At 69.8% G+C, this 19124-nt stretch carries 13 protein-coding genes; 6 read left to right on the forward strand and 7 right to left on the reverse strand.

Annotation, left to right across the window (positions count from 1 at the left end; translation table 11 throughout):
• Nucleotides 1-72: 72 nt before the first annotated feature.
• From Q8W67_RS10510 to Q8W67_RS10535, 6 genes are all read right to left on the reverse strand, one after another.
• A complete protein-coding gene (locus tag Q8W67_RS10510; RefSeq protein ID WP_305544861.1) occupies nucleotides 73-1767 on the reverse strand; it encodes a bifunctional diguanylate cyclase/phosphodiesterase in 1695 nt (564 codons plus the stop codon).
• 15 nt (nucleotides 1768-1782) lie between these two features.
• Entirely contained in the window at nucleotides 1783-2292 is a 510-nt protein-coding gene (locus Q8W67_RS10515) for a GAF domain-containing protein (RefSeq protein WP_305544864.1), read from the reverse strand.
• A 204-nt stretch (nucleotides 2293-2496) separates the two neighbouring features.
• On the reverse strand, nucleotides 2497-3039 hold the full coding sequence (locus Q8W67_RS10520; RefSeq protein WP_305544866.1) for a MucR family transcriptional regulator: 543 nt from the start codon (nucleotides 3037-3039) through the stop codon (nucleotides 2497-2499).
• A gap of 406 nt (nucleotides 3040-3445) precedes the next feature.
• A complete protein-coding gene (locus tag Q8W67_RS10525) occupies nucleotides 3446-4657 on the reverse strand; it encodes an ABC transporter permease (protein WP_305544868.1) in 1212 nt (403 codons plus the stop codon).
• Between the two features lie 124 nt (nucleotides 4658-4781).
• Nucleotides 4782-5288, reverse strand: a complete 507-nt coding sequence (locus Q8W67_RS10530; RefSeq protein ID WP_305544871.1) for a DUF4112 domain-containing protein — start codon at nucleotides 5286-5288, stop codon at nucleotides 4782-4784.
• An 81-nt stretch (nucleotides 5289-5369) separates the two neighbouring features.
• On the reverse strand, nucleotides 5370-6524 hold the full coding sequence (locus Q8W67_RS10535; RefSeq protein WP_305544874.1) for an aminotransferase: 1155 nt from the start codon (nucleotides 6522-6524) through the stop codon (nucleotides 5370-5372).
• A 331-nt stretch (nucleotides 6525-6855) separates the two neighbouring features.
• Here Q8W67_RS10535 and Q8W67_RS10540 point away from each other — a divergent pair, with 331 nt between their 5' ends.
• The 6 genes from Q8W67_RS10540 to Q8W67_RS10565 all read left to right on the forward strand — a co-directional run bounded on the left by Q8W67_RS10540 (nucleotide 6856) and on the right by Q8W67_RS10565 (nucleotide 17974).
• Nucleotides 6856-7047 (forward strand): hypothetical protein, encoded by a 192-nt coding sequence (locus tag Q8W67_RS10540; protein ID WP_305544877.1) that lies wholly within the window; start codon nucleotides 6856-6858, stop codon nucleotides 7045-7047.
• A 252-nt stretch (nucleotides 7048-7299) separates the two neighbouring features.
• The gene (locus Q8W67_RS10545) at nucleotides 7300-8697 is read left to right on the forward strand and encodes an MdtA/MuxA family multidrug efflux RND transporter periplasmic adaptor subunit (protein WP_305544880.1); all 1398 of its coding nucleotides are present in this window, start codon (nucleotides 7300-7302) and stop codon (nucleotides 8695-8697) included.
• 343 nt (nucleotides 8698-9040) lie between these two features.
• A complete protein-coding gene (locus Q8W67_RS10550) occupies nucleotides 9041-12160 on the forward strand; it encodes an MdtB/MuxB family multidrug efflux RND transporter permease subunit (protein ID WP_305544883.1) in 3120 nt (1039 codons plus the stop codon).
• On the forward strand, nucleotides 12157-12756 hold the full coding sequence (locus tag Q8W67_RS10555; protein ID WP_305544885.1) for an endonuclease domain-containing protein: 600 nt from the start codon (nucleotides 12157-12159) through the stop codon (nucleotides 12754-12756). Before Q8W67_RS10550 ends, Q8W67_RS10555 begins: the two co-directional genes overlap by 4 nt.
• Complete coding sequence (locus Q8W67_RS10560; protein ID WP_305544889.1) at nucleotides 12753-16193, forward strand: efflux RND transporter permease subunit; 3441 nt, start codon at nucleotides 12753-12755, stop codon at nucleotides 16191-16193. Before Q8W67_RS10555 ends, Q8W67_RS10560 begins: the two co-directional genes overlap by 4 nt.
• A gap of 275 nt (nucleotides 16194-16468) precedes the next feature.
• Nucleotides 16469-17974, forward strand: a complete 1506-nt coding sequence (locus tag Q8W67_RS10565) for an efflux transporter outer membrane subunit (protein WP_305544892.1) — start codon at nucleotides 16469-16471, stop codon at nucleotides 17972-17974.
• Between the two features lie 154 nt (nucleotides 17975-18128).
• On the opposite strand, the gene dmeF is transcribed toward Q8W67_RS10565, so the two are convergent.
• Nucleotides 18129-19103 carry a CDF family Co(II)/Ni(II) efflux transporter DmeF gene (gene dmeF, locus Q8W67_RS10570; RefSeq protein ID WP_305544895.1) on the reverse strand — a complete coding sequence of 325 codons (975 nt, stop codon included), beginning with the start codon at nucleotides 19101-19103 and terminating at the stop codon, nucleotides 18129-18131.
• Nucleotides 19104-19124 lie beyond the last annotated feature (21 nt).

Here is a 19124-nt window from a genome sequence, read left to right on the forward strand (position 1 = left end):
ACGAGTCGGCGCATCGCCCCGGATCCGATATCCAGCCCGATGCGCTCGAACGGCCGTTTCCGCGAGCGCGCCTCACCCGGCCGCGCTCAGGTCCGGGCCCGTCGACCACCCGTCGCCCCCCGGAGGATCCGTCAGCAGATCCGCCAGCGCCGCGGCCGGCATCGGCCGGCCGTAATGGAAACCCTGTCCGACCGTGCAGCCCAGCGCCCGCAGGGCGACTTCCTGCCCGTGGGTCTCGATGCCCTCGGCGACCGTGTCGAGGCCGAGATCGTTACTCATCCGGATGATGGCGCGGGTGATCGCCGCGTCCTTGGCCTGGGTGAGCAGGTCGCTGACGAAGGTGCGGTCGATCTTCAGCGTCGTCAGCGGGAAGCGCTTGAGGGTGCTCAGGGACGCGTAGCCGGTTCCGAAATCGTCGAAGGCGATCCGCACCCCGAGGGCGCGCAGATCCCGGATCGTGCCGAGGGTGCGGTCGTCGTTCTGCAGGGCGACGCGCTCCGTGATCTCCAGTTCCAGCGCCTCCGGCGCGATGCGGTGGCGCGCCAGCGCATCGGCCACCTCCCGGACGAGGTTGCCCGCCTTGAACTGGGCGGAGAACAGGTTCGCGCCGACCCGGAAGGGCGCCAGCCCCTGGGCGCGCCAAGCCGCGACCTGGCGGCAGGCGGCGTCCAGCACCCAGGCCCCGACCGGGAGGGCCAGCGAACTCATCTTGATGGCTGGCAGGAACGCGCCGGGCAGGAGAAGGCCCTGCCGGGGATGCTGCCAGCGGATCAAGGCCTCGGCGCCGACGAGCCGGCCGCTCGCGAGGCAGACCTGCGGCTGGTAGTGCAGCACCAGCTCGTCGCCGTGCAGGGCGCGCATCAGCTCGTCCTGGGTGTTCCGGCGGGCCAAAGCGGCGTGGCGCATGTCGGGCAGGAATATCCGGGCGCTGCCGCCGCCGTCCTGTTTGGCGCGGTAGAGCGCGAGATCGGCACTGGCGATCAGCTCCTCGCCGTCCCGGCCATGGTCGGGCGCCAGGGCGAAGCCGATGCTCGCGCCGACCCGCAGCACATGCGCCTCGACCATGACCGGATCCGCCAGCGCCGTCAGGATCGCGGCGGCGCAGGCGCGTGCCGCCAGCGGATCGCCGGTCCCCGGCAACAGGACCGCGAACTCGTCGCCGCCCAGCCGCGCCATCACGGCCCGGCGCGGCAGCTCCGCCGGGACCCGGCTCGCGATCGCCTGCAGGAGCCCGTCGCCGACGGCATGGCCGAGGCTGTCGTTGACGGCCTTGAACCCGTCGAGGTCGAAGAGCAGCACCGCGGCGGCCTTGCCGTGCCGGTAGAGGTCGTTCAGCAGGACCTCGAACCGGCGGCGGTTGATGAGGCCGGTCAAGGCGTCCTGGTGGGCGAGGCGGAGCAGGCCGGCATCGCGCCGGCGCCGCTCCGAGATGTCCCGGATGATGGCCCCGAGGTTCGGCCCGCGATCGTCGTGCCAGAGCGACAGCGCGATCTCGACAGGGCAGGCCGAGCCGTCCTTGCGCTGGACGATCAACTCGATGGTGCTGCGGCCGACGAGCTTGGCCTCGTCGCCCGCGAAGATCCGTGCCAGGCTGGCCTTGTGGGCCGCGTGCATCCGCTCGGGCAAGATCAGCTCGAAGGGCGCGCCCAGCAACGCGTCGATGGTGTAGCCGAACAGGGCGGCCGAAGCGCGGTTGGCGAACCGGATCCGCCCCTCTTGGTTGATGGCGAGCAGCGCCAGTTCGGTGGCGTTCGCAAAGCCCATCATGGAGAGCCGTGCGAGCTAACTGTGCCGCAGGTTCATCTGCTGCACCACCATCGCGGCCAGATCCGCCAGCGCGCGGCGATCGCGGGCCGGGAAGTGTCGGCGCGGGACCGTGTCGGCCACGCAGAGCGAGCCCAGCCGGAACCCGTCGGCCGTGATCAGCGGTGCGCCCGCGTAGAAGCGGACGAACGGCGCGCCCGTGACGAGCGGATTGTCCGAGAAGCGCGGATCGTGCTGCGTGTCCGGGATGACGAGGACGTCATCGGAACGGATCGTGTGGGTACAGAACGAGCTGACCCGGGGCGTCTGCTCGAGATCGAGACCGATCTGCGCCTTGAGCCATTGGCGGTGCTCGTCGATCAGCGAGATGTAGGCGATCGGCGCGCGGAACAGGCTCGCGGCCAGCCGCGTGATCGTGTCGAACCGTTCCTCGGGTGCCGTACCCGCGATCTGATACTTCCCGAGGGCCTGGAGGCGTTGCGTCTCCAGCCCCGCCAGGGGGCATTCCAAAGCGATCGCTCCCGACACCCATCCGACTCCCGGCGTGTTGGACCCGATCTCTGCGAGCTCTGCCGAGTGGAGACCCTACGCTGCAGATCTTATCATAGGTTTAAACCAGCGGTTGTTGTGCCGGTCCGAACGGGAGGGCGCCCCCGTGCCGTCTCCGAACCGAAAAGGCTCCCGATCGTTCCCGATCGAGAGCCCGCATCCGGCCGGTCCGTCCCGGTGCGATCAGGCGGCCTCGACCGTCTTGCGGCTGGAGCGGCCCTTGACCGGGGCGGTGGCAGCCTTGCGGCGGCCGCGCGCGGGGGTGGATGCCGCCTCGTCCTCGGGAACCTCCTGCTTCTCGGACTGCAGAGCGCGGCCGGGCTGCCCCAGGCCGAGGCTCTTGGCCAGCGCGGAGCGCTGCGCCGAGTAGTTCGCCGACGTCGTCGGATAGTCGGCCGGCAGGCCGTAGCGCTCGCGATAGCTCTGCGGATCGAGGCCGTGCTTGGTCAGGTGACGCTTCAGCGTCTTGTACGATTTGCCGTCGATGAAGCTGACGAGACCATCGGGGCGGATCGACTTGCGGATCTGGGCGGGCGTCGGGCGCTCGACAGTCTCTTCGGCCGAGGTCGACGGACCGGACCCGATGGAATTCAGCGCCTCGTGGATGCTCGCGATCAGCGACAGCAGTTCGGCCGACGGCAGGGAGTTGTTGGAGACGTAGGCCGCGACGACGTCCACGGTCCGTTCGATGTAGTGCAATTGGGATGTCGGCGTAGCTTCAGACATTCTCTCTTTCCCTGGCTTGGAAGCCTGATGTGGTCCCCTCTTACTGCGAGTTAAGACAGTCTGGGAAAAAGGCAAGGTGATCCATACAATTCCTCGCGAGCGATTGAAAGTTTAGGTATGCATCAACCGGCCACGCTTACAGGTTGGGGTTGCATTATCGGCATTACGGCGACACTTCCCGGGCGATTTATCGAGGTCTGACCTGCGAATGTTTCGGCGATCGCGCGGCCGGGTTTTCGTTGGCGGGAGAGACCGTTACACCCGAGTTCAGAGGGCGCCTGAAATGATCTTGGGCCGTGGCTCATCGGCTTTGCGATGAAATCGCGCAATGTTTGTGCAGAACCGTAAAATTCGCATCGGTCCCCGCGTCATTTGGCGGGGCGCCTTGCGGCGCGCCGAACCGGCCTCAGGCGAAGGACTTGCGCGGATCGAAGGCGTCGCGCACCGCCTCGCCGGCGAAGACGAGCAGGCTCAGCATCACGGCGATCACCAGGAAGCCGGTGAGCCCGAGCCACGGCGCCGTCAGGTTGTCCTTGCCTTGGGCGAGGAGTTCTCCGAGCGAGGGCGAGCCGGGCGGCAGGCCGAAGCCCAGGAAGTCCAGGGAGGTCAGCGTAGTGATCGAGCCGTTCAGGATGAACGGCAGGAAGGTCAACGTCGCCACCATGGCGTTCGGCAGCAGGTGAACGGTCATGATGCGCAGGTTCGACAGGCCCAGCGCGCGCGCGGCCCGGACGTACTCGAAGTTCCGCGCCCGCAGGAATTCGGCGCGCACGACGCTCACCAGCGCCACCCAGGAGAACAGCAGCATGATCCCGAGCAGCACGAAGAAGCCGGGCGCGATGAAGGCCGAGATGATGATGATCAGGTAGAGGGTCGGGATGCCACCCCAGACCTCGATGAAGCGCTGGAAGGCGAGATCGACCCAGCCGCCGAAATAACCCTGCACCGCCCCGGCCACCACGCCGATCGCCGACGAGACTGCGGCCAGGATCAGCCCGAACAGCACCGAGATGCGGAAGCCGTAGATCACCCGCGCCAACACGTCCCGGGTCGTGTTGTCGGTACCGAGCCAGTGCCAGGGGATGTCGGCGCAGGTGGCGCCGCCGAGCTTCTCGGCCACCGGCTTGCACTGCGCGTCCGAGAGCGTCCAGGTCGGCGGCGACGGCGAGGGCGTCGGCAGGTCCTCGTTGATCGTGTCGTAGGAGAACCGGATCGGCGGCCAGATCGCCCAGCCGTGCTCCGCGATCTCCCTGCGGATCTCGGGCGACCGGAAATCCGTCACCGCCAGGAAGCCGCCGAACTTCTCCTCCGGGTAGTCGACCAGCACCGGGACCAGCCATTCCCCCTTGTAGGACAGGACGATCGGGCGATCGTTGGCGAGGAACTCCGCGAACAGGCTGAGGCCGAACAGCGTGGCGAAGATCAGGAACGACCAATAGCCGAGCCGGTTGCGGCGGAAATTGTCGAGCCGGCGCCGGCTGAGCGGCGAGAGTCCGCGGCGGTTCGCCGGGGCGGGCGGCGGGGGTGCGCCCTCGTCCGGACGCAGGACGACCGGCTGGGCGCCGGGCATCGGCACGGGAACGACCTCGCTGTCGCCGGGGCGCGCGATCTCGTTCATGACCGCCACCCTGGAAGGACCAGACCGCCGCCCTCCTCCGCAGGGGAGGAGACCGCGCGCCGCGGGGGGAGAGGGAAGGTCGCGGATGCGCAAACGATCTCGGTGAGACCCGAGGCCAAGACAATCAGCCGTCGAGGCGGGTCGCGATGCCGTCGATCTCGTTCGGGCGGACGCCGCCGGTGCGCTCCATCCAGCGGCGCAGCAGGCGGACGTTGCGGCGGTTGGCCTTGAAGGCGGCGTCGAACAGGTCGCCCGCCAGCGGCACCGCGCCGACCAGCCCGTCGAAGGCGACGTTCAGCCCCATCCGGGCCAGCAGCCAGCGCGGCGCCCCGAGACGCTTGGCCTCGTAGACGATGAAGGACGAGATCACCATGCCGGCCACATCGCCGATCACCGGCACGAGGCCGATCAGCGCGTCGAACCCGACCCGCCGGTTGAGGCCCGGGATGAGGAAGGCCGTGTCCATGAGGTGGGCCAGCGTCTCCAGCCGGGCGAGGCTCGCCTCGCGGCTGAGATCCGCCGACAGGAACGGTGGCCTGCCGCCGATGAAGGTCTCGCCGCCGGGAACAGTCTCGGCGCGGTCGAAGCGCCAAGTCCTGGCGGTCTGCCGGGGAGCCTGGGTGAAGTCCATCGCGGGGGTCCGTGGGGAGGCCATTCTCCCCAACGATGTGACCCCCCGGCCGGATCCCCACAAGGAACGCCCGCGCGACCATCACGCCGCACCCCCGGCAAGGCCGCTCATCCGGTCGAGCGCCGTGTCGAGGGTGGCGTCGTCCTTGGCGAAGCACAGGCGGACGAGGTTTCGCACGGAGGCGTCCGGGTAGAACGCGCTCACCGGGATCGCCGCGACGCCGTGGCGGGTGACGAGCGCCTCGCAGAAGGCCACGTCGTCGGCGTGGCCGAGGCCCGCGATGTCGATGTTGAGGAACCATGTGGCCTGGGCGGGCAGCACGCGGAAGCCGAGGTCGCGCAGGCCCCCGGCCAGCCGGTCGCGAGAGCCGGCATAGCCCGCCCGCATGGCATCGAACCACGCGCCGGGCTTGGCAAGGCCATACGCGACCGCGTCCTGAAGGTTGGGCGGCGTCGTGAAGGTGAGAAACTGGTGCGCCTTGGCCAGCCCCTGCATCAGCCGGGCATCGGCCATCACGAAGCCGACCTTCCAGCCGGTGAGCGAGAAGATCTTGCCTGCCGAGCCGATCTTGACCGTCCGCTCGCGCATCCCGGGCAGAGCCATCAGCGGCAGGTGTCGGGCTCCGTCGAAGACCACGTGCTCCCAGACCTCGTCGCAGATGGCGGTGACGTCGAAGCGCGTGCAATAGCGGGCGAGCAGGGCGAGATCGTCCCGGTCGAACAAAGTCGCGCTCGGATTGAGCGGGTTGTTCAGCACCAGGACCTTCGTGCGGGCCCCGAAGGCCTCCGCCAGCGCCCCCTCGTCGAGGCGGAAGGCCGGCGGCTGCAGGGCGACGACCCGCGGAACGCCGCCCGCCCGGCGCACCAGCGGCAAATAGGCGTCGTACATCGGGGCGAACAGCACGACCTCGTCGCCCGGCTCGATCAGGGCCAGCAGCGCGCCCGCGAGCGCCTCGGTGGCCCCGGAGGTCACCATCACCTCGGTCTCGGGGTCGAGAACGAGCCCCTGGTGCTCTGCGTAATGGGCGGCCACCGCCGCGCGCAGGACCGGGAGCCCCATCATCGGCGGGTACTGGTTCCAGCCGTCGACCAGCGCCCGGGCGCCGCGCTCGCGCAGGTCGGCCGGGCCCGGATCGTCGGGAAAACCCTGGCCGAGATTGATTGCGCCGTGGTCGCGGGCGAGCCGCGACATCGTCTCGAACACCGTGGTCGGCAGGGCCGCGAAGACCGGGTTCATGCGGGGCGGGACGCCGCTTCGGGCGCAGCGGGAGACCGGAACATGCCGGGCCTGTAGCACGCGGGCGGCGTTCTGCGGAATGTGCGGGCCCGCACAGACCCACCCGTCTTGGTTGAATTGCAGTGTGACGAATGTTGACTTTCATCACTCGTATCGTAGGTATCGATCACGGCTGGAGCGGCGCTCTCGTCATCGGGGCTTCGCCCCCTCGCCCCGGCAGCGGGGTGTGCCGCTCCGGTCCCCGTTTGGGACCACCGATCTCCGGATCAGTGGTCCTTTCGGCGTTTCCGCGGCCGGCACTCCGCTACCGATAGGGACCACGGAACCGACGATGCGGACGACGCGCTGCCTTCTCCTTGCCCTGCTGATCACCGGCCTCGGGCTCGCCCTGCGGCGAAGCGTGCCGGTCGCGCCCGTGGACGCGCCATTCTGCGCGGTGCTGAAGGCCTATGCGACACCGGCGACGGCACTGGATGGTTCGGCCGGGGAACCCAGCAACACGGCTGAAACCTCGTCGCCCTAGTGACGGCGCATTGACCGGGCATCGATCGGCCGCCCGTGCATCGAACATGTCGCAGCGGTCAGGACCGTCCGGGCTCCGTACAGCCGCGTTAGCGTACGCTCCCGGATGAGTCCGTCGGAGCCGCCGTAGCGCGGCGCGGCCGGGACGTCCCGGCGCCCGCGCCGCGGCAAGGACATGCGCCATGGGGGCGTGGACAGCGAGGGATAGGGTGCCATCGGTCGCGCAGGCGTCCGGCATGTGCTCTAGTCAGGCATGAACGAGAGTTCACCGATCCGCACCGATACGGCGCGCGCCTACCAGCCCGGCGAGGCGCCCGCGCGCGACGGCCGGTCGCGGCGGCGCTTCCGGCCGATCCGCTGGCTCGTGATCCTCGTCCTCCTGGCGGGCGCCGGGGCGATCGGCCAGCGGTGGTACGAGGCGCGCACCGACAAGGCGGGCGAGCCGGCCGCCGCGCACAAGAGCGGCGGCCGCGGCGGCCGGCATGGCGGCGCGGACATGGCGCAGGCGGTGGGCGTCGCGGGGGTCACCGCCGGCGACATGCCTGTTGTGCTCCAGGGTCTCGGCACGGTGACGCCGCTCGCCACCGTGACGGTGAAGTCGCAGATCAGCGGCTATCTCACCCAGGTGAAGTTCCGCGAGGGTCAGGCCGTGAAGGCGGGTGACGAACTCGCCCAGATCGATTCCAGGCCCTACGAGGCGCTGCTCGCCCAGTACCAGGGGCAGCTCGCCCGCGACCAGGCCCTGCTGCAGAACGCGAAACTCGACCTGCAGCGCTACCAGACGCTCAACCGGCAGGACTCGATCTCGAAGCAGAACGTCGACACGCAGGCCGCCCTGGTGAAGCAGAACGAGGGCACGGTCGCGGCCGACCAGGCACTGGTCGACCAGCAGAAGCTCAACATCGCCTACACGCACATCACGGCGCCCGTGGACGGGCGGGTCGGCCTGCGGCAGGTCGATCAGGGCAATTACATCTCGGCCGCCTCCACGGCGATCGTGGTGGTGACCCAGCTCCACCCGATCTCGGTGATCTTCGCCCTGCCGGAGGACGACGTGGCGCGGGTGATGCGCCGGGTGCGGGCCGGCGCAAAGCTCGTCGTACGCGCCTACGACCGCGGCGACGCCCACGAGATCGCGGTCGGCCAGCTCGACACGGTCGACAACCAGATCGACACGACCACCGGCACGGTGAAGCTGCGCGCCCTGTTCGACAACGGCGACGAGGAGTTGTTCCCGAACCAGTTCGTCAACGCCAAGCTCACCGTCGACACGGTGCGGGGCGCGACGCTGGTGCCGAATTCCGGCCTGCTCCAGGGCACGCCCGGCACCTACGTCTACCTGATGGACGGGGACAAGAAGGTCACGGTCCGGCCGATCAAGACCGGCGAGACCGACGGGACCAACACGGTCGTGGTCTCCGGCCTGAACCCGGGCGACCGTGTCGTCACCGACGGCACCGACCGGTTGAAGGACGGCGCCGAGGTCCGGATCACGGAGGGCGCACAGGCGGCCGCCGGGACCGGCGGGGTCACCGGAGCGGATGAGAAGCCCGGTGCGAAGCCGGCTTCCGGGACGGATGCGGCGGCCGATCCCGGCCATCCGGCGGCCCCGGAGGGCGGCCGCCGGCACGGGCGCCGGCAGCAGCCGTGAGTCGGGCCTTGGCGCGCGTATCCCGCCTCTCGCCCTCTCCCCACTGCAAGAGCAGGTTCCCTGCGCCGCAGGGGGAGAGAGGGGCTGCGCGACGCGCCAGTCACCGGCGCGCGTCGCAGCATCCGCGGCACCGTCGCGCCCTCCTGGCGAAACGGCGTCCCGACCCGGCCTCCGCTGACGCACGGGCCATCCTCCCAGGCATGGGCGACCGATCCCATACCTCTCTCGACGAGGCGCGGGTCCCCGCTCGCGCTCGGGAGAGGGGGCGGGCTGCGTCCTGCGCGAGCCGATATGTAACCATCATAGCCCGCACGGGGGGAAGGGCCGCGGCGGTGCGCCTTCCATGAACCCGTCGCGCCTGTTCATCCTGCGCCCGGTGGCGACGACGCTGCTGATGCTGGCGATCCTGATCGTCGGCGGCGTGTCGTACCTGAACCTGCCGGTGTCGGCGCTGCCGGCCGTCGATTACCCGACGATCCAGGTCCAGACCTTCTATCCGGGCGCGAGCCCCGAGGTGATGACCTCCTCGGTCACGGCCCCCCTGGAAAGGCAGTTCGGGCAGCTCGCCAACCTCAACCAGATGACCTCGCAATCCTCCGCGGGAGCCTCGGTCATCACGCTGCAGTTCAGCCTGGACCTGTCCCTCGACGTGGCCGAGCAGCAGGTCCAGGCCGCGATCAACGCCGCCGGGAACCTGCTCCCGTCGGACCTGCCGGCACCCCCGATCTACGCCAAGGTCAACCCGGCCGACGCGCCGGTCCTGACGCTCGCCCTGACCTCGAAAACCCTGCCGCTGACCCAGGTCCGGGATCTGGCGGAGTCGCGATTGGCGCAAAAGATCAGTCAGGTGGCCGGCGTCGGCCTGGTGAGCATCTCGGGCGGGCAGCGCCCGGCCGTGCGGGTGCGGTTCAACGCCCGGGCGCTGGCCGCCTACGGGCTGAACATCGACGACCTGCGCACGACCATCACCAACCTCAACGTCAACACGCCCAAGGGCACGATCGACGGCCCGAAGCAGTCCTACGCGATCAACGCCAACGACCAGATCCGCGACCCGAAGGCCTACGACGCGGCGATCATCGCCTACCGCAACGGCGCCCCGGTGATACTCTCGGAGGTGGCCGACGTGGTCGAGGGGCCGGAGAACACCAAGCTCGGCGCCTGGGCCGACGAGACCCCAGCCGTCATCCTCAACATCCAGCGCCAGCCCGGCGCCAACGTCATCGCCACGGTCGACAAGATCAAGGCGCTGCTGCCGCAGATGCAGGCGAGCCTGCCCGCCGCGGTGGCGGTGGCGCCGCTCACCGACCGCACCACCACGATCCGCGCCTCCGTGGAGGACGTGCAGTTCGAGCTGGGGCTCGCCATCGCCCTCGTGGTCCTGGTGATCTTCCTGTTCCTGCGCAGCCTGTCGGCGACCCTGATCCCGAGCCTGTCGGTGCCCCTGTCGCTGATCGGCGCCCTGTCGGTGATGGACCTCTATGGCTTCTCCCTCGACAACCTGTCGCTGATGGCGCTCACCATCGCCACCGGCTTCGTGGTCGACGACGCCATCGTGGTGATCGAGAACATCGCCCGCCACGTGGAGGCCGGCGATTCGCCGCTCGAGGCGGCGCTCAAGGGCTCCCGCGAGATCGGCTTCACCATCATCTCGCTCACCGTCTCGCTGATCGCGGTGCTGATCCCGCTGCTGTTCATGGGCGACGTGGTCGGACGCCTGTTCCATGAATTCGCCATCACGCTCGCGGCGACCATCATAATCTCCGCGGTGGTCTCGCTGACCCTGGTGCCGATGCTGTGCGCGCGGCTCCTGAAGCACGCGCCCGAGACCCAGCTCCGCCGCCGGGAGGGCATGCTCTCGCGCCTCGGCCGGCGCGCCATCGACGGCACCATCGCATCCTACGGCCGCTCCCTGCGGGTGGTGCTGGACCATCAGGTCCTGACCCTGCTGGTCGCGCTGGGAACGCTGGCGCTCACCGTCTACCTGTTCGTGATCATCCCCAAGGGCTTCTTCCCGGTGCAGGATACCGGCGTGATCCAGGGCATCACGCAGGGGGACCAGTCGGTCTCCTACGCGGCCATGGCCGAGCGCCAGCAGCGGATGGCGGCGATCATCCTCAAGGATCCAGACGTCGCGAGCCTGTCCTCGTTCATCGGGGTCGACGGCCAGAACGTCACGCTCAATTCCGGCCGGATGCTGATCAACCTCAAGCCGCAGGACGAACGCACGGCCTCGGCGAGCGCGATCATCCGGCGGATCACGGCGGCGACGGCGGGGGAACCCGGCATGCGTCTCTACATGCAGCCGGTCCAGGACCTGACCATCGACACCGCGGTCTCGGCGACCCAGTACCAGGTCATCCTGGAGAGCCCGAACCTCGGCGACTTCGAGACCTGGGTGCCGCGCTTCACCGAAGCGCTGGCGCGGTCCCCCGTGGTGGCCGATGTGGCCAGCGACCACCAGGGCCAGGGCCTGGCCGCCTACGTCACCATCGACCGTCCGACCGCCGGCCGCTACGGCATCACCCCGGCGACCATCGACAACGCACTCTACGACGCCTTCGGCCAGCGCATCATCTCGACGATCTTCACCCAGTCCAACCAGTACCGGGTGATCCTGGAGGCCGACCCGACCCTGCACACGACCCTGCGCAGCCTCGAGACGATCTACCTGCCCTCCTCCACCGCGACCAACGGGCAGGTGCCGCTCTCCGCGGTGGCGCGGATCAGCGAGCGTCGGGCGCCCCTGCTGATCTCGCATCTCGGCCAGTTCCCGGCGACCACCGTGTCGTTCAACCTCGCACCCGGCGCGGCCCTCGGGCAGGCCGTGGAGGCGATCGACCGGGTCAAGGCCGAGATCGGCCTGCCGGCCTCGTTCCGGGTGGTGCCGCAGGGCTCGGTCTTCGCCTTCCAGTCGGCGCTCGGCAACGAGCTGTTCCTGGTCATGGCGGCGATCGTCACGGTCTACATCGTGCTCGGCGTGCTCTACGAGAGCTTCATCCACCCGATCACCATCCTGTCGACCCTGCCCTCGGCGGGGATCGGGGCGCTCGCCGGCCTGATGCTGTTCGGGCTCTCCCTCGACATCATCGCGGTGATCGGCATCGTGCTGCTGATCGGCATCGTGAAGAAGAACGCGATCATGATGATCGACTTCGCGCTCCAGGCGGAGCGCGAGGACGGGCTGCCGCCCCGGGAGGCGATCTTCCAGGCCTGCCTGCTGCGCTTCAGGCCGATCCTGATGACGACGCTGGCCGCCCTGTTCGCCGCGGTGCCGCTGATCCTCGGCAGCGGCGTCGGCTCGGAGCTGCGCCAGCCGCTCGGCATCTGCATCGCGGGCGGCCTGATCGTCAGCCAGGTGCTGACCCTGTTCACGACCCCGGTGATCTATCTGGCGTTCGACCGCCTGGAGCGGCGCGTCATGGGGCGACGCGGGCTTGAGGGCGGGGAGGTGATACCGTGACGGGGCGGGACGAGTCCGCCGCATGCCCTCCTCCCTCTGCGGGGGAGGGTGGCCCGCGAAGCGGGTCGGGAGAGGGGAGTGCCGTCTCCGGACGAGGCGTATCCCGGGATGACGGGCGCCGCTTCGAAGCGATCTCAGCCCGCCTGCGCAGCTTCGCGAAAGGCCAGCGCCGCGAGCGGACCAAAGCGGAGGATCTTTTCTGGCAGCAGGTGCGCGCCGGGCGCTTTCATGGGCTTAAGTTCAGGCGGCAAGTTCCGATTCCGCCTTACATCGCCGATTTTCTCTGTGCCTCCGCGCGCCTGATCGTCGAGCTGGACGGCGAACCGCACGCAATCAATGGCCGCCGCGATGCGAAGCGCGATGCTTGGTTGAAGAGCCAGGGGTTCACCGTCCTGAGATTCCCGAACGACCTCGTCCTGAGCAATCTCGGCGCCGTGCTCGAAGCGGTGGGCAAGGCCGTCGCGGTGCGGCAAGGTCATGACCTGTCCGGCACCGGCGCTCCCCTCTCCCGACCCCTGCTGACGCAGGGGCCTCCCTCCCCCGCAGAGGGGGGAGGGCGGGCGCTCGTGCTTGAATCCGGGAGTCTCCTCCCGTGAACATCTCCGAGCCGTTCATCCGCCGGCCGGTGGCGACGACGCTGCTCACCATCGGGGTGCTGCTCGCCGGCCTGTTCGCGTTCCTGAAGCTGCCGGTGGCGCCGCTGCCGCAGATCGACTTCCCCGTCATCCTGGTCCAGGCGCAGATGGCCGGCGCCTCGCCCGAGACCATGGCGACCACCGTGGCGGCGCCTCTGGAGCGGCGGCTCGGCGCCATCGCGGACGTCAACGAGATGACCTCCACGAACGCGCTCGGCTCCACCCGGATCGTGCTGCTGTTCGGCCTGAACCGCGACATCGACGGGGCGGCCCGCGACGTCCAGGCGGCGATCAACGCGGCGCGTGCCGACCTGCCGGCCTCGCTCCGGCAGAACCCGACGTACCGCAAGTTCAACCCCGCCGACACGCCGATCATCATCCTCGGGATGACCTCGGATACGCTCACCCGGGGCCAGGTCTACGACTCGGCCGCCACCGTGGTGCAGCAGAAGCTGTCGCAGCTCCCGGGCGTCGGCAACGTCGATATCGGCGGCTCGTCCCTGCCGGCGGTGCGGGTCGAGCTCGATCCCACCGCGCTGTTCAACTACGGCATCGGCCTGGAGGGCATCCGGGCGGCTCTGGCCTCGGCCAACGCCAACTCGCCCAAGGGCGAGATCGATGCCGGCGAGCGCCGCTACCAGCTCTACGCCAACGACCAGGGCCGCAAGGCCGACGATTACCGCGACATCATCGTGGCCTACCGGAACGGCGCCGCGGTGAAGCTCACGGATGTGGGCCAAGTGCTCGACGGGGTCGAGGACAAGCGCAACCTCGGCATCGTCAACGGCAAGCCCGGGGTGCTGCTGTTCGTCTACAAGCAGCCCGGCGCCAACGTGGTCGAGACCATCAACGCCGTGAAGGAGGCGCTGCCGCAGATCACCGCGGCGCTGCCGGGCGGCATCGACATCAAGCTCACGGGCGACCGCAGCGCCACGATCCGCGCCTCGCTGGCCGCCACCGAGGAGACGCTGATCGTGGCCGTCAGCCTCGTCATCCTGGTGGTGTTCGGCTTCCTGCGCTCCGGGCGGGCCACTTTGATCCCGGCGGTCGCCGTGCCGATCTCGATCATCGGCACATTCTCGGCGATGTACCTGCTCGGCTACTCGCTCAACATCCTGTCGCTCACTGCGCTGATCATCGGCACGGGCTTCGTGGTCGACGATGCCATCGTGGTGCTGGAGAACGTTCAGCGCCACATCGAGTCGGGCAAGCCCCGGCTGGAGGCGGCGCTGATCGGCGCCCGGGAGGTCGGCTTCACGGTGATCTCGATGAGCCTGTCGCTCATCGCGGTGTTCCTGCCGATCCTGCTGATGGGCGGCCTCGTCGGTCGCATCTTCCAGGAATTCTCGGTCACGCTGTCGCTGTCGATCCTGATCTCCCTGGTGCTGTCGCTCACGACCACACCGATGATGTGCGCACGGCTGCTGCGGGCCGAGGGTCACGCACGAGCGGCGGGACACCGGCCGAACCTGCTGATCCGGATGCTGGAGGGCGGTTTCTCCCGGCTGCTCGACGCCTACGCGCGGACGCTCTCCGTGGCGCTGGCCCATCCGCGCCTCGTGCTCCTGAGCCTGCTCGCCACCGTGGGGCTCAACGTCTACCTCTACGTCATCGTCCCGAAGGGCTTCTTTCCCGAGCAGGATACCGGTCAGATGATGGGCGGCATCCAGGCCGACCAGCGCATCTCGTTCCAGTCCATGGAGGCCAAGCTCAAGCAGGCGACCGCGATCGTCGGGGCGGACCCGGCGGTGGAGAGCGTCGTCGGATTCACGGGGGGCCGCGGCACCAACTCGGCCAACGTGTTCGTCGGCCTGAAGCCGCTCACCGAGCGGGCGCCGATCTCCGCCGTGATGGCGCGGCTCCGGCCGAAGCTCGCGCAGGTGGCCGGCGCGCGCCTCTACGTGTTCCCGCGCCAGGACCTGCAGATGGGCGGCCGCCAGAGCTTCGCCCAGTACCAGTACACCCTCCAGGGCGACACCGCCGAGGAGCTGTTCGCCGCCGCACCGAAGCTGCTGGCCGCCCTCCAGAAGGACCCGACCTTCGCAGACGTCACCTCGGACCAGCAGGAGGGCGGGCTGGAGAGCCGCGTGGTGATCGACCGGGCCACGGCCTTCCGGTACGGGATCACCCCGAACAAGATCGACAACACCCTCTACGACGCCTTCGGCCAGCGCCAAGTCTCGACCATCTACAACCCCCTGAACCAGTACCACGTCGTGATGGAGATCGCCCCGCGCTACCTGGAATCGCCGGAGACCCTGAAGCAGATCTACGTTTCGACCTCCGGCGGCAACGCGCCCGGCTCGGCCATCACCAACGCGGTGGCCGGCACCGTGGCAGCGGGCGGGAGCGTCAACACCAACCCGGCCACCGGCACCAGCAGCCCGGGCAGCGGCGTCTCCGTCACGACCTCCACGGGCGCCGCCGCTGGAACGGGCGCGGTCGGCAGCAGCGCGGGCAGCACCGTCGCGGCGGCCTCCGCCAGCACGGCCGACACGGCCTCGAACGCCGCCGCCATCGCGTCGGACTCGGCTCGCAATGCCTCGGCCAACGCCATCGCGGCGAGCAAGGGCGGTGCCTCCTCGAGCGCGCCGGTCTCCGCCGCCAAGGAGACCATGATCCCGCTCTCGGCCTTCGCGCGGATCGAGCCTGGGAGCGCCCCCGTGCAGGTGAGTCACCAGGGCCTGTTCGTGGCCACCACGATCTCGTTCAACCTCGCGCCGGGCAGGAGCCTGTCGGATGCCACCGAGGCGATCGACCGGGCCATGTCCTCCCTGCGCCTCCCGGCCACGATCCACGGCGAGTATGCCGGCGCGGCCAAGAACTACGTCGCCTCGGCCTCGCGCCAGCCGCTCCTGATCCTCGCCGCGATCCTGGCGGTCTACGCGGTGCTCGGCATCCTGTACGAGAGCTTTGTGCACCCGCTCACGATCCTCTCGACCCTGCCCTCGGCCGGCGTCGGCGCGGTGCTGGCCCTGCTGGTGACCGGCACCGAATTCACCATCATCGCGCTGATCGCGGTGTTCCTGCTCATCGGCATCGTGAAGAAGAACGCGATCATGATGATCGACGTGGCGCTGGACGCCGAGCGGACCCGGGGCGCGAATCCCGTGGACGCGATCCGCGAGGCCTGTCTCCTGCGCTTCCGGCCGATCATGATGACGACGCTGGCGGCGATGCTCGGCGCCGTCCCGCTGATCCTGACCAGCGGCGAGGGCGCCGAGCTGCGCCGGCCGCTGGGGATCGCCATCGTGGGCGGCCTGATCGTGAGCCAGATCCTGACCCTCTACACCACCCCCGTCGTCTACCTCACCCTCGATCGCCTCCGGCACCGGGTGCTCGCCCGCCGCAGGGGCGCCGGGCGAGGTGGAGCAGCGGCGCTGCCGGCCGGAGAGTGATGCGTCCGTTTTCACGTGAAACATCGGCGGCGCCCTTGCGCGCGCCTGTCCCTCCGCGCCGCGCGGGCTACGAGGCAGACACATCATCGACGGATGAGAGCGGGGGAACCTGCGCGTTCCCTCCCCCTGCGGAGGCGGGTGGCCCGCGTAACGGGTCGGGCGAGGGGCAGCGCGACCGTTCCGGACCTGAAGCCCGTCGCGACCTTTCCGGCAACGGCGCTCCCCGCGCCCGGCGGATGCAGGGGCCACCCTCCCCCGCCCAGGGGAGCGGAAACATGCGCTTGCGACGACACCGCGTCCTCCTGTTCCTCCCCCTCTCGGCTGCCCTGGCGGGCTGCGTGGTCGGTCCCGACTATGCCCGGCCCTCCGTCGAGACGCCGCTGGCCTACAAGCAGGGGGGCGCCAGGGAGGACAGCCCGGCCGTCGTCGCGGCGCGGAAGAAGGGCTGGCGCGAGGCAAGGCCCAGCGACGCGGTGGAGCGCGGCGACTGGTGGCGGGTGTTCAAGGATCCGACCCTCGACCGCCTGATCCGGCTCGTCGACGTCGACAACCAATCCCTGCGGCAGGCGGTGGCGAACTACCGGCAGGCCCGGGCCCTGGTCGCCTCGGCCCAGGCCGCCCTGTATCCGACGGTGATCGGGGCCCCGAGCATCACCCGGGCGCGCAGCGGCGGCTCCGAGCGCACCAGCGTGTCGCTCCTCGGCCAGGCGAGCTGGGAACTCGACCTGTTCGGCGGCACGCGCCGGACGATCGAGAGCGAGGCGGCTCTGGCCCAATCCGACGCGGCCACCCTCGCGCTGACACGCCTCACCATCCAGGCGGAGGTCGCCGCCGACTACCTGACCGTCCGCTACGCCGATTCGCTCCAGAAGGTGCTCGACGAGAACGTCGGGAACTTCAAGAAGACCCTGGCGATCACCGAGAACCAGTACGCCGCGGGCGTGGCGGCCCGCTCCGACGTGATCACGGCGCAGACCCAGGTCCAGACGATCGAGGCGCAAGCCATCGCGGTGCGCCTGACCCGCGTGCAATACCTCAACGCCATCGCCACCCTGATCGGGCGCCCGCCCTCGGAAGTGTCGATCCCGGTGGCGGGCATTCCCCGCAACCCGCCGGGCGTGCCGGTGGGAATCCCGTCGGATCTGCTGGAGCGGCGGCCGGACGTAGCCCAGGCCGAGCGCCTCGTGCAGGCCCAGAGCGAGCGCATCGGCGTGGCGGTGGCGGCCTTCTACCCCACCGTGACGATCTCGGCCCAGGGCGGACTCTCAGGGCTCACCCGCAACGGGCTTCTCTCGGCCGCTAACCAGGTCTGGTCGGTGACGGCCGCGGGGAGCGAGGTCCTGTTCGACGGCGGTGCTCGCACGGCGGCCCTGCGCTCGGCGGAGGCCGGGTACGATGCGGCGGTGGCCAATTACCGGCAGGTGGTGCTCGCCGCCTTCGCGGAGGCGGAGAACCAGATGGCCGCTTTGCGCATCCTCGGGCAGCAGCAGGTGGCCCAGGACACGGCGGTCGACCTGTCGCGCAAGGCCGTGGAGATCACCCTGAACGAATACCGGGCCGGCACGCAGAACTTTACCACGGTGGTGACCGCGCAAGGGTTGCTCGTGACCAACGAGGTCAACGCGCTCCAGGTCCGGCTCAGCCGCTTCACTGCGGCCGTCACGCTGATCCGGGCGCTGGGCGGCGGCTGGGACGTGCGGTCCCTGCCAAGCGATGCCGAGCTGAAGGGTCCGAGCCTGCCGATCGACCGGGGCGGCCAGGCGGTGCGCGCGGACGAGTAGTGTTTTGCAACGTAGCGGCGTCCGATCTCCTCCTCCATCCTGAGGTGCCGGGCGATCGCAGATCGCTCGGCCGCGAAGGAGCCCTGCTTCGAGGCCCGCCGACGCGGACACCTCAGGATGGGTGCGCGCGTTGGACGACCGGCCCCCTGACGCCTCAATGCGCGCCGGCATGCCCCGGACAGGGCTGAACCTCGACCGTGACGTGGCTCAGCCCACGCACGCCCGCGAGCCGCGCCTTGTAATGTGCGGGCGGCTGCGGGGCGTCGCTCACGAGGGCGATCACCGCGGCGCGATGGCCCGGCCCGACCTGCCAGAGATGCAGGTCGCTCACCCGGTCGCCGTCTTTCTCCAGGCGGGCGCGGATCTCCGCGGTGGCGGCCGGCGAGGGCCGCGCATCGAGGAGCACGAGGCCTGCCGTGCGCAGGAGGCTCCAGGACCACGCCAGGATCACCACCGTGCCGACCAAGCCCATGGCCGGGTCCAGCCAGGCGAGGCCGAGATAGCGCCCGCCGAGCAGCGCGGCGATCGCCAGGACCGAGGTCAGCGCATCCGCCAGCACGTGCAGGTAGGCGGCGCGGAAGTTGGTGTCGTGGCCGCCATGACCGCCATGCCCACCGTGACCGTGGCCACCGTGCGCGTGACCGCGACGGCCGTGGTCGTCGTGGTCGTCGTGGTCGTCGTGCAGGAGCCAGACACTGGCGAGGTTCACGGCCAGTCCCAGGACGGCGATCGGGATCGCCGGCCCGAACCCGATCGGCGTCGGGTGGAGCAGCCGGTCGAGGCTCTCGGCGCCGATCAGCAGCGCGATCAGGCCGAGGATGATCGCGCTGGCGAAGGCCGCGAGATCTCCGAACTTGCCGGTGCCGAAGCTGAAGCGGGGATCGTCCGCGTGCCGCCGGGCGAAGCGGTAGGACAGGGCCGCGATGCCGAGCGCCGCCGCGTGGGTCGACATGTGCCAGCCGTCCGCCACGAGGGCCATGGAGCCCAGCCACGTGCCGCCCGCGATCTCGGCGACCATCGTGGCGGCGGTGAGGACGACCACCGCCCAGGTCCGGCGCGCGTGCCGGTCGTGCCGGTCTCCCAGGAAGGTGTGGCCGTGGGTCCAGGGTTCGAGGGAATGGGTATGCACGTGATCCTCCGCGACCGTAAG

Source organism: Methylobacterium sp. NEAU K (assembly GCF_030700285.1).
Classification (GTDB): domain Bacteria; phylum Pseudomonadota; class Alphaproteobacteria; order Rhizobiales; family Beijerinckiaceae; genus Methylobacterium.

Coding starts and splice junctions, on each gene's coding strand:
- Q8W67_RS10510 (WP_305544861.1), bottom strand. CDS start 1,767: ATGATGGGCTTTGCGAACGCCACCGAACTGGCGCTGCTCGCCATCAAC.
- Q8W67_RS10520 (WP_305544866.1), bottom strand. CDS start 3,039: ATGTCTGAAGCTACGCCGACATCCCAATTGCACTACATCGAACGGACC.
- Q8W67_RS10525 (WP_305544868.1), bottom strand. CDS start 4,657: ATGAACGAGATCGCGCGCCCCGGCGACAGCGAGGTCGTTCCCGTGCCG.
- Q8W67_RS10530 (WP_305544871.1), bottom strand. CDS start 5,288: ATGGACTTCACCCAGGCTCCCCGGCAGACCGCCAGGACTTGGCGCTTC.
- Q8W67_RS10535 (WP_305544874.1), bottom strand. CDS start 6,524: ATGAACCCGGTCTTCGCGGCCCTGCCGACCACGGTGTTCGAGACGATG.
- Q8W67_RS10540 (WP_305544877.1), top strand. CDS start 6,856: ATGCGGACGACGCGCTGCCTTCTCCTTGCCCTGCTGATCACCGGCCTC.
- Q8W67_RS10545 (WP_305544880.1), top strand. CDS start 7,300: ATGAACGAGAGTTCACCGATCCGCACCGATACGGCGCGCGCCTACCAG.
- Q8W67_RS10550 (WP_305544883.1), top strand. CDS start 9,041: ATGAACCCGTCGCGCCTGTTCATCCTGCGCCCGGTGGCGACGACGCTG.
- Q8W67_RS10565 (WP_305544892.1), top strand. CDS start 16,469: ATGCGCTTGCGACGACACCGCGTCCTCCTGTTCCTCCCCCTCTCGGCT.